General features: G+C 54.6%; 7 protein-coding genes. All 7 read right to left on the bottom strand.

What is annotated here, in order from left to right:
• Window positions 1–126: 126 nt before the first annotated feature.
• The 7 genes from ABJF76_RS19545 to ABJF76_RS19515 all read right to left on the bottom strand — a co-directional run bounded on the left by ABJF76_RS19545 (window position 127) and on the right by ABJF76_RS19515 (window position 7,627).
• Window positions 127–309, bottom strand: a complete 183-nt coding sequence (locus ABJF76_RS19545) for a DUF2783 domain-containing protein (protein WP_413819942.1) — start codon at window positions 307–309, stop codon at window positions 127–129.
• 2 nt (window positions 310–311) lie between these two features.
• Window positions 312–1,931 (bottom strand): FAD-dependent oxidoreductase, encoded by a 1,620-nt coding sequence (locus ABJF76_RS19540; RefSeq protein ID WP_413819943.1) that lies wholly within the window; start codon window positions 1,929–1,931, stop codon window positions 312–314.
• Between the two features lie 11 nt (window positions 1,932–1,942).
• Complete coding sequence (locus tag ABJF76_RS19535; RefSeq protein ID WP_413819944.1) at window positions 1,943–2,893, bottom strand: MBL fold metallo-hydrolase; 951 nt, start codon at window positions 2,891–2,893, stop codon at window positions 1,943–1,945.
• Between the two features lie 12 nt (window positions 2,894–2,905).
• A complete protein-coding gene (gene fahA / locus ABJF76_RS19530) occupies window positions 2,906–4,162 on the bottom strand; it encodes a fumarylacetoacetase (protein WP_413819945.1) in 1,257 nt (418 codons plus the stop codon).
• A 2-nt stretch (window positions 4,163–4,164) separates the two neighbouring features.
• Window positions 4,165–4,800: a maleylacetoacetate isomerase gene (gene maiA, locus ABJF76_RS19525; protein WP_413819946.1), complete on the bottom strand. Its 636-nt coding sequence runs from the start codon at window positions 4,798–4,800 to the stop codon at window positions 4,165–4,167.
• Window positions 4,797–6,158: a homogentisate 1,2-dioxygenase gene (hmgA, locus tag ABJF76_RS19520; RefSeq protein WP_413819947.1), complete on the bottom strand. Its 1,362-nt coding sequence runs from the start codon at window positions 6,156–6,158 to the stop codon at window positions 4,797–4,799. Before hmgA ends, maiA begins: the two co-directional genes overlap by 4 nt.
• 233 nt (window positions 6,159–6,391) lie before the next feature.
• Window positions 6,392–7,627 (bottom strand): Tm-1-like ATP-binding domain-containing protein, encoded by a 1,236-nt coding sequence (locus ABJF76_RS19515; protein WP_413819948.1) that lies wholly within the window; start codon window positions 7,625–7,627, stop codon window positions 6,392–6,394.
• Window positions 7,628–7,635: the final 8 nt, after the last annotated feature.

The following is a 7,635-nucleotide window of genomic DNA, read 5'->3' as shown; positions in this document are numbered from 1 at the left end:
GACACCAGCCGAGGTCTTCCGCGAAAAGATGCTGGAGGAGATGGACAGCAGCCCCTACCCTCTGAAGCAATAGGAGTCGCGGTTCAGGTATCGCTCACAGTTTCACGTATCGCGCACATCTGTCACTTATTTTGCGGCTTCCAAAGCAGCCCGCAACACGTCCCGATCACCGATGTGATTGGCAAGAATAAGGATCAGCCGTGCATTCAACGCGTCACTGTCTTCCTTGCTTAACCCCTGATGCGCGCCCAAAAGCTCGTCATAGAATCCATCTGGGTCGGAAATGTTCGGATTTAGATTAAGTTCCACGATTAATTCCTTTGCCCTATCGCAATGCGCACAGCTGTTTCGATATCCGAAGCCGTGGCTGTTGCCCAACGGGCAACCACGTGTTGGTCAGGGCGGATCAGATAAATAGCGCCCTCTGCATCCCCCAGATACCGCGCGGCAATGTCGCCATGCGGGTCATCGGTCTTTGTGTTCAATTGCACGGTCTCCAAACCAATCCCGTTCACATCCGAGATGTTCGGACCCTCAGTATTGATGGCAAGAACCGTGAAACCGTCCTGCAACTTGTTCAACAAAAACCCGTCGGCCAGCCGCGCATCAGAGCAAGCCGTGCCAACACGACTGCGCGCAGGGCCTTTCAAGGCATCCGGCCCATTCAGCGAAAGCCCGTCGTAAACGCAGGGCATCGACAACCGGCCAGAATTGACTAAAGGCCGCGCGAAAGCATGCTTTTGTGCCAGTTCCAAAACTGCATTGCGAAAGGTTTTGCTGATCTCGCTTTTAGGTGTCAGGAAGTCGGTGGCACGGGTCGAATTCAAGATGTTTTCATCGGCACCATGCACGCGTTCTTCGGAATAGCTGTCAAGCAAACTGTCAGGCGCAAGCCCTTTGACCACCAGGTCAAGCTTCCAGGCCAAATTGTCCGCATCTTGCACGCCTGAATTGGCACCGCGCGCGCCAAATGGCGATACTTGGTGCGCACTGTCACCTGCAAACAGAACACGCCCATAGCGGAACTTTTCCATGCGACGACATTGGAATGTATAGATCGACGTCCATTCCAATTCGTATTCAGCCCCCTCGCCCAGCATGGCATCAACGCGGGCGCGAATGTTCTCTTCCTTCAATTCCTTCGGGCGGTCGATGTCCCAACCAAGCTGGAAATCAATGCGCCAAATGTCGTCGGGTTGTTTGTGCAGCAAGGCCGAAGCGCCGCTATCTTTGAACGGTGGCTCAAACCAGAACCAGCGTTCGGTCGGGAAATCGGCGGTCATTTTGACGTCGGCGATTAAGAAGTTATCCTCGAACACCCGCCCGTCAAAACTGAGACCCAATAGATCGCGTGTGGGTGAACGCGCGCCGTCACATGCAATCAACCAATCGGCCTCTAACTGGTAGGGGCCATCAGGTGTATCAACCTCAACCGTGACGTGATCATTGTGCTGTTCCAATCCGATGACCGCGTTGCGACCCCTAATTTCAATCGGGCATCCATCGGCTTGCGCCTTGCGGATTTCATCCACGAGGAACTTTTCAAAGTAGGGTTGTTGCAGGTTGATAAACGCAGGGCGGTTGTGGCCGTCTTCAGGTTGTAGGTTGAACTCAAACACGCGTTCATCGCCGTGAAACACTTTGCCCACATTCCAAACCACACCCTTATCGACCATGGTTTGCCCCGCCCCAAGGCGGTCGCAAATCTCCAACGTACGTTTGGCAAAACAGATGGCACGGCTGCCCTGACCGACCCCTTCGTGGTCGTCCAACACAAGAACCGGCGTTCCTTTGCGCCCCAAATCAAGTGCGGCGGCCATACCGATTGGTCCGCCCCCCACGATCACCACAGGGTGACGCACGGGGGCCGTCGCGGCCACTTGTTCATAGGGGTACAGTTTAAACGCGAGGTCGTATCTGACATCTACCATCTGTTTGGATCCTATCCTTGCAACTGTGCCCACATGTCCAAATCGCGTTTGTCCGTCCAAATGCGAGGGTGCCAGATACCGCGCGCCTCGTCATAGGCGCGGCTGACGTTGAACGGCAGGCAGTGTTCGTAGATCGCGTAGTCCTTGAATTTCGGATCGCATTCCGCACGCACAGCGTCCCATGCATCCTTGAGGCTGCCGCCCTTCATCGCGACCTTGTGGGCGGGGCGATAGGTGCTGTCGACAAAATCACGTGTGCTTTCGATCGCACGTTCAACCGCGTCTTTGCCGATCAATGCAGCACCACGACCGGGCGCAATTGCGTCCACATCATAGGCCTTGATGTTGTCGAGCGTTTGGCCCCAATCACCGAAATAACCATCACCACAATAACAAGCGGAATGATCCTCAACGATGTCGCCCGTGAACATGACGTTTTGGTCAGGCACATGGATCACTGCATCGCCAGCCGTGTGCGCGCGGCCAATGTGTTTGATATCAACGCGACGTTTGCCCATATAAACAGTCATGCTGTCGCTGAATGTCGCTGTTGGGTACGTGAGGCCAGGGATGCTTTCATAGCCTTCAAACAAACGTGGGAAGCGTTGGAATTCGCTGTCCCAATCTTCTTGACCACGTTCCACCACCATCGCACGCGCGGCGTCAGACATGATGATCTGTTCTGCGCCGTAAGCCGAGGCCCCCAACACGCGCACCGCGTGGTAATGCGTCAGCACGACGTGACTGATTGGTTTGTCTGTGACTTCCCGCACTTTTTCGATGACCTTGTTGGCCAAACGAGGGGTCGCCTGTGCTTCAACGATCATAACACTGTCGTCACCGATGATCACGCCAGAGTTTGGATCGCCCTCGGCGGTGAACGCCCACAGGCCTTCGCCTACTTCGTCAAAGGTGATTTTCTTTTCAGACATATCCCCTTGGGATGCGAATGCTTTTGCCATTTTCTTAGTCCTTTATGCGGGGAATTTGATTGCAGGTAGGATCGTGCCTTCGCACGCGCCGAACCCAACTTGATAACCGTCACCTTTGGCCGCGCCGCGCAGGGTCAGGGTGTCGCCGTCCTCAATAAATGTACGCGTTTCTCCAGTGTCGAGCGTGAAGGGTTCACGCCCAGCCCAGCTGAGCTCCATCAGCGATCCGTATTCGGATTTTTCAGGGCCAGAGATCGTGCCGGACCCCAACAAATCGCCCGCGCTCATACCGCACCCACCGCTTGCGTGGTGGCATAGTTGTTCGGCGGCGGAATAATACATCCGGCTATAGTTGGTCTTGGAAAGCGAAGTCGCCTTGTCGGCCCCTGCGGGCTGCATCAACACCTCGAGTTCGATGTCAAACAAGCCGTCAGTTGTGCTGTTCAGGTAGGGCAGCAGTTCTTTTTCCCGTGGCGGGGTCGCTGTGCGGAACGGTTCCAGCGCGGCGGTGGTCACGATCCAAGGCGAGATCGAAGTACCAAATGCTTTACCCTGAAACGGGCCAAGCGGCTGGTATTCCCAACCTTGGATATCGCGCGCGGACCAGTCGTTGAGCAACACATAACCAAAGATCATCGCGTCGGCCTGATCAACCGTAATAGTCGTGCCGTGGTCACAAGATGTGCCCACAATCGCGCCCATTTCCAACTCGATATCCAAGCGCTTGGACGGGCCAAACGACGGCATGTCTGCATCAGGTGCTTTGGACTGCCCATTAGGGCGATGGATATCAGTGCCTGACACAACAACCGATGACGCGCGCCCATTATAACCAATGGGGATGTGCAACCAGTTGGCAGGCAAATCGGGTGAACCACGCAGGATCGCACCCATGTTTTGGGCGTGCTGTTTGCCAGCATAAAAGTCAGTGTATTCAGCGACCAACAAGGGCATGTGCAATTCGGCCGCTGCCAGCGGCACCAGATAGGGCTCGACTGCGGCCTGATCAGCAGACCCTTCGACCAGCATGTCTTGCAAGCGCGCGCGCAGTTTGGCCCAGACCTCTGGTCCCAACTCCATGACGTCATTCCAGAACGGCAGATCAAATGCGCCATCCTCGTCCAGCTCGATCAGCCCCGCGTCCTCAACAGCCGCCATATCAAGGATGTAATCCCCAATCGCGACGCCGCATCGCGGCTCGCTGTCATCAACCGAAAACACACCATATGGCAGGTTATTTAGGGGAAACGGAGTGTCCGCAGTGTTCGCGCTGGCAACCCAGCTTTTCATCAATGTCATTATCATACTTTCGCGTCAGGCTGATTGTCGGGGTGTGCATCGGCAAAGGCTTGGTTTTCCAGGCAAAGCTGCTCAATGCGCGTGATGTTTGGAAAAAGACTAAGGTCAACGCCCCAACGGCGGGCGTTGTAAACTTGGGCCGTGATACAGATGTCAGCGATATTTGGCACATCACCAAAAGCAAACTTATCACCTTTGGGTAACAGGGCTTCGACGGCCGAAAACCCTTGCTCCATCCAGTGGCACATCCAATCGGTTGCTTGTTCAGGCGTGGCGCTAAACCGCGATTTAAGCTGACCAATTATGCGCAAGTTGTTCACCGGATGCACATCAAGTGCAATCGTATCAGCCACGGCCATCACCTTGGCCCGCTGCAATGGATCAGCGGGGATCAATTGCGGATTAGGCCATGTGGCATCGATATAGCCCAAGATCGCCATCGATTGGGTCAACACTGTGCCGTCGTCCAGCACCAACGTCGGCACGCCCTTACCCGGATTCAGGCCTGCGTAGCCTTCGGCCCGCTGATCGCCTGCCACAAGGTCAACAGGCACCATGTCATAGGCGATGCCCTTTAGGTTCAGCGCCGCGCGGATCCGATATGATGTGGTTGAACGCCAGTAGGAATAAAGTTTCATTTCTTACCCGGCGTCCCGTCGAATTTCTTCTCCATGTCGGCCCAGCAATCGATGTAATCGTCCTGCAGCGGCGCTTTGGTTCCTGCAAATTCAGTCAACTGCTGAGGAAAGCGTGTTTCGAACATAAACGACATCGTGTTATCGAGCTTCACAGCCTTCAAGTCGGCGTTAGATGCGCCTTCAAACGCGTTGCGGTCCGGTCCATGGGGCAACATCATGTTGTGCAGGCTGATCCCACCCGGAATGAACCCTTTGGGTTTCGCATCGTATTGGCCGTAAATGTTGCCCATCAATTCGGACATGATGTTCTTGTGATACCAAGGCGGACGGAAAGTATCTTCGGCCACCATCCAACGTTCGCGGAATAGCACGAAGTCGATGTTTGCCGTGCCTTCTTGGCCTGACGGGGCCGTCAAAACAGTAAAGATCGAAGGATCAGGGTGATCAAACAAAACCGCACCAACAGGGCAATAGGTGCGCAGATCGTATTTCATTGGCGCATAGTTTCCATGCCACGCAACCACATCCAACGGAGACTGACCGATTTTAGTCTCGTGGAATTCACCGCACCACTTCACAGTGACCGTTGATGGCACTTCGCGGTCTTCAAAGGCAGCAACAGGTGCTTTGAAATCGCGCGGGTTCGCCATGCAATTTGCCCCAATGGGGCCACGGCCGGGCAATTCAAATTTCTGCCCATAGTTTTCACAAACAAATCCGCGGCCCGGGCCTTCCAGTACCTCGACGCGGTAGACCAACCCGCGTGGAATGATCGCGATTTCTTGTGGTGCGACGTCGATGATTCCCAGCTCGGTCGAGAACCGCAAGCGCCCCTCTTGCGGGACGACCAACATCTCGCTGTCCGCCGAAAAGAAGTATTCATCAACCATGCTTTCCGTCACCAGATAGACATGGGTCGCCATGCCCACTTGCGTGTGAACATCCCCCGCCGTGGTCATGGTGTGCATGCCGGTCAACCATGTCGATGGTGCGTCGCTATGGGGCAACGGATCCCAACGGTATTGCCCAAGGCTTACGACATCGGGCACGATATTGGGCGCCGATTTCCAATGCGGCAGATCGATTTTTGTATAGCGATGTGAATGCTTTACTGACGGACGAATGCGATAACACCACGTGCGTTCGTTCTGCCCCTGCGGCGCGGTGAACGCCGTGCCAGACAGCTGCTCACCATAAAGGCCATGGTTGCATTTCTGCGGGCTGTTCATCCCCTGAGGCAAGGCGTCTGGCAGGGCTTCGGTTTCAAAGTCATTGCCAAAACCGGGCATGTACCCAGCATGAGGGCCCGCCAAAGACGGAGCCTGCGTCATGCGAGTTGGATGTGTCTGGTCGGTCATCGTTGCCTCCTTGTCACGAGTTGATATGTACATAAAGGTTACGTTTGTAACTAACAACGCATTTTCAGGATAAATGGCCCTGCTGACCGCGATTTTGTTTCGTCTAATTATAGACCCATATTGTGGTCCAAGCCGTCGAATTGAGTCCGTGAAGTCACCAACACGATTTTCGCGCCTCCAACAGCCTGTTGCAGACCCAACGACGAGTCATAGTGGATCACTGCATCAGACGATTACGCAGTTTTCACAGTTCCATCTGCGCACCACGCGTCAAAAACCTCTAATGCCTTTTCGGCAAATCCTGCGTCGTTGATGTGATGCGGAATTCGTTGGGCAGAAACGTTCGCCGGTAAACTTTTTTCAATCTCATTTAAGAAAGCAGCCAACCCTTCGGCGTTATGCAAGTCAGCGCCTTCTCGGTCCCATTCACCCAAACCTTTTTCCGGCAAGATCATCGTGACAGGCCCCTTTGCAGTGGCAAGTTGTTCACAATGCGCCCGCGCGACTTGCTGGGTTTCCGCCGCTTGCAACACAATCGACGTCAACAAACGGTTGTGCGCGTGTTTCATATGGTTCGCCCATTTGTCATCGATCGGTTTCCAGCCAACCACATCCACCAAATCATAGCACCCTGGCGCCACAATTTGAGGGGTGCCGTTTGCGCCGGCGTTGGTCAAACGGTCTGCTCCGGCAGAGATATTCGAGCCTTGAATATGGTTGCCAAGTTCCTGAGTGCAAAAGTCAAACACGCATGCAAACGCCCCTTGCGCGGCTAGGCTTTCAAATGCGCGCCCACCCATGCCGGTGGCGTGGAATACCGCCACTTCAAAACCACGTTCTTCCAATGCTGGCTTCAACGGCACCATATAACGCAGCGCAGTTTTGCCGAGCGACATCATCCCGATCAATGGTTTGCTCTGGTTCATAGGCTCAACCGCGCGCGCAGCACCCAAAACAGCGCCAGCCGCCTGACTAAGCGACGCTTTGCAAACAGAATTGAGGCCATAAAGCCCGCCCGCCCAAAGGATCATCTGCGTATCTGCGGCCAACCGTTCGGCTGGAATTAAGGGCGAAAAGGACACGGTCGAAACGATGTATTTTGGCACGCCCAATGGCAAAGCCGAACATACATCCAACGCCAAATCCGTGCCCATCGTGCCGCCAAGAACAATCATTGCGTCAATCTTGCCTTCGCGGTGCAGGCGGGCGGTTAGTAATGCAGCCCCCTGCCCCATGATCTGCATCGCGGTGTTTTCATTGCCGCTGTCGATTGCAGCCTTAATCGAACTACCACCTTCTTCAGCAACGTCATGTTTCGAAAAATCACAAGGTTTCGACGGATCACCCAGCACCGACACATCCATCGTAACAACACGCCCACCTTGGTCGCGGATAACGCCGGCAAGATACCCAAGTTCGTCATCTTTGGTGTCATAGGTTCCAATCACGAGGATGGTTTTATCGGTCATTGGAAAGC

The organism is Tateyamaria sp. (assembly GCF_039940735.1).
GTDB lineage: Bacteria > Pseudomonadota > Alphaproteobacteria > Rhodobacterales > Rhodobacteraceae > Tateyamaria.
Note: the sequence above shows the minus strand (reverse complement) of the source record. Positions and strands in the feature narration are given on the sequence as shown.